This window comes from Nonomuraea sp. NPDC001684 (assembly GCF_053596515.1).
Window position 1 is genome coordinate 1 of record NZ_JBSFGJ010000720.1, and the last position, 2,973, is coordinate 2,973.

Annotated in this window: 3 protein-coding genes; all 3 read left to right on the forward strand. The window is 74.7% G+C overall.

Features of this window, described 5'->3' with window-relative positions; genetic code table 11:
• Positions 1–1,773: class III lanthionine synthetase LanKC (lanKC, locus tag ACWCSD_RS50650; protein ID WP_449926711.1), on the forward strand; the 1,773-nt coding region annotated here is incomplete at its 5' end.
• Between the two features lie 3 nt (positions 1,774–1,776).
• Positions 1,777–1,908, forward strand: coding sequence for a SapB/AmfS family lanthipeptide (locus tag ACWCSD_RS50655; RefSeq protein ID WP_352327332.1), 132 nt, complete (start codon positions 1,777–1,779; stop codon positions 1,906–1,908).
• 69 nt (positions 1,909–1,977) lie between these two features.
• Positions 1,978–2,973, forward strand: a 996-nt coding sequence (locus ACWCSD_RS50660) for an ABC transporter transmembrane domain-containing protein (RefSeq protein ID WP_449926715.1), incomplete at its 3' end; no start/stop codon positions are given.

Consider the following 2,973-nt stretch of genomic DNA (forward strand, 5'->3'; position numbering starts at 1 on the left):
GGCCTCGACGTGGCCGGCCGGGACGCGGTCGCCAGGCTCGAACACGAGCGCGACATGCTGCGCCGCCTGGCCGGCCTGCCCGCCGCCCCCGAGCTGCGCGACTACTTCACCATCGGCGGCCACCACTTCCTCGTCCAGGAGTTCGTGGACGGCACCCCGCTCCAGCGGCGGCTGGTGCGCCGCTTCCCGCTGACCAGCGCCACCTGCGACGAGCAGGACCTCGCCGACTACACCGCCTGGGCCACCACGACCCTGGAGAGCGTCGAGGAGGCCGTCGAGTCGCTGCACGGACGCGGCGTCGTCTTCGGCGACCTGCACCCCGACAACATCCTGCTCACCCAGGACGGCCGGGTCGTGCTCATCGACTACGAGGTCGCCACCCTCGCCGCGGACCGGGCCAGGGCCGCGCTGGCCCATCCCGCCTTCGCCGCCCCGCGCGACCGCCACGGCGTCGAGGTCGATCGGTACGCGCTGGCCTGCCTGCGCTTCGCCCTGTTCGCCCCGCAGTGCACGATCATGCTGCCGATCCACCGGCCGAAGATCGTCCAGCTCGCGCGGATCGTCAAGGAGACCTTCCCCGTCCCCGGTGCCTTCATGGACGCCGCCGCCGCGACCATCGCGGGTGACCAGGCCGTGGAGACCCCCGTGCCGACGCCGGGGACGGCCACCTGGGCCGAGCTGCGGGAGGCGATGTGCCGGGCCATCCGGGCCGGCGCGACCCCCGAGCGCGACGACCGCCTCTTCCCCGGCGACGTCGCCCAGTTCAAGCCCGGCGGCGGCCTCAACGTGGCGACCGGCGCGGCCGGCGTGCTGCTCGCCCTGTCGGCCACCGGCCTCGGACCCTTCCCCGAGTACGAGACCTGGCTGCGCGAGCGCGCCCTGCGCCCGGCCGCCGGCTCCGGCATCGGCCTGTACGACGGCCTGCACGGCATCGCCCACGTCCTCGACCGGCTCGGACACCGCCAGGACGCGCTCGACGTCGTCGACATCGCCCTGCGCGAGCAGTGGGACCGCCTGGAGACGGCCCTGTTCTCCGGCCTGCCCGGCATCGGGCTGAACCTCCTGCGCCTCGGCCGGACCGAGCCCGCCCTGACCGAGCACGCCATGCGCGCGGTGGACATCTGCGCCGACCGCCTCGGCGGCCCCGAGGACGTGCCCGAGATCAGCGGCGGCGACAACCCCAGAGCCGGCCTCATGTACGGCTCGTCCGGCTCCGCCCTGCTCTTCCTGCACGCCTACGAGCACACCGGCGACCGGGCGCTGCTCGACCTGGCCGAGATCGCGCTCAGGCAGGACCTGCGGCGCTGCCGGGCCTCGGAGGACGGCTCGCTCCAGGTGAACCAGGGCTGGCGGATGCTGCCCTACCTGGACGAGGGCTCCGTGGGCATCGCCATGGTGCTCGCACGCTTTCTCACGCACCGCGACGACGACGAGCTCGCCGCCGAGCTGGACCGGCTCAAGCTGGTCGCCCGCGCCGGGTTCTTCGTCCAGCCGGGGCTGTTCACCGGCCGCGCGGGCATCATCGCGGCACTCGCCGGAGATCCGGTGGCCCGCGAGCTGATCAAGGGGTTGAGCTGGCACGCCATGCCGTACGGCGGCGGCCTGGCCTTCCCCGGCGACGGGCTGTTGCGCCTGTCCATGGATTTCGCGACCGGTACGGCCGGCGTGCTGTTCGCCCTCGGGGCGGTGCTGGGAGACCAGCCGGCACGCCTGCCGTTCCTGGAGGCCGCACCAGAGCGGCCTGCGCATGATCAACCGCGGAAGGAGGTGTAGAACATGGTTCTTCTCGACCTGCAGGGTCTGGAGGCTCCCGCGGCCAGCGACGTGGCCAGCGGCGGCAGCTCGCTCACTGCTCTCACGTGTCACTCGGGTCACCCGAGCAACCTCAGTGTCGCTCTCTGCCACTGATAGCTGACAGGGTCCCCGCGCCGTTTCGTGGTGGCGCGGGGACCTCCCGAGTCTGAAGGAGGCCGGCAGGTGGGACCGGGAGACCGCCTGGTGACGGACGCCGTACGGCGCTGCGGCCCGTGGCCCGCCGTGCTGGCGGTCACCGCCGTCGCCGGCGCGGCCGGTGAGCTGGCCGTCCCGTTCCTCGTCGGCCGCACGCTCGACCTGCTCCTCGCCCGCTCGCCGGAGGCCGCCAGCGCCCTGGCGCTGTGCGCGGGCGTGGTCGCCGTGGTGGTGCTCTGCGAGAGCCTCGGCGGCTGGGCCAGAGGGGCGAGCAGCGCGTACGCGGCCGCCCGGCTCAGGCTCGGCGTGCTGCGGCACGTGCTCGGCGTCGGCCGGGCCGCCACCCGCCGCTTCCCCGAGGGCGACCTCGTCACCCGGGCCGGGCTGAACGCCGAGGAGGCCGGACGGGCCCCCGAGACGGTCACCGGCGCCCTGGCACTGCTGGTGCCGACCGTCGGCGCCCTGGTCGCGCTCACCCTCATCCATCCGCTGCTGACCCTCACCCTCGCGGCGGGCATCGTCGTCATCGTGTTCGTCCTGCGGGCCTTCCTGCGCGCCACGACCGTCATCTCCGGCGGCTACCAGGAGGTCCAGGGCGAGATCGCGGCCCGCCTCGTGGACGCCCTCGACGGCGCCCGCACCATCGCCGCCGCCGGGACCGCCGACCAGGAGGCCCGCCGGGTGCTCGCGCCCCTGCCCCGGCTGCGCGCGCACGGCATGGCCCTGTGGCGCGCGAACGCCTCCGCCGGGGTCCGGTCGGGGCTGATGATCCCGCTGCTGGAGGTCGCCGTGCTGGCCGCCGGGGGGCTCATGCTGGCCGCCGGGCGGCTCACCGTCGGCGACCTGTACGCCGCCGCCCGCTACGCCGCCCTCGGCGCCGCGCTCAGCACCTCGCTCGGTTACGTCGGCGGCCTGGCCAGGGCGCGGGCCAGGACGAGCTGGCTCGCGACGTGGCCCGGCTGTCGGCCCAGTGGGAGAACATCCAGAAGAAGGCCAAGTCGGCCAGCCCGCCCGAGCTGCTGT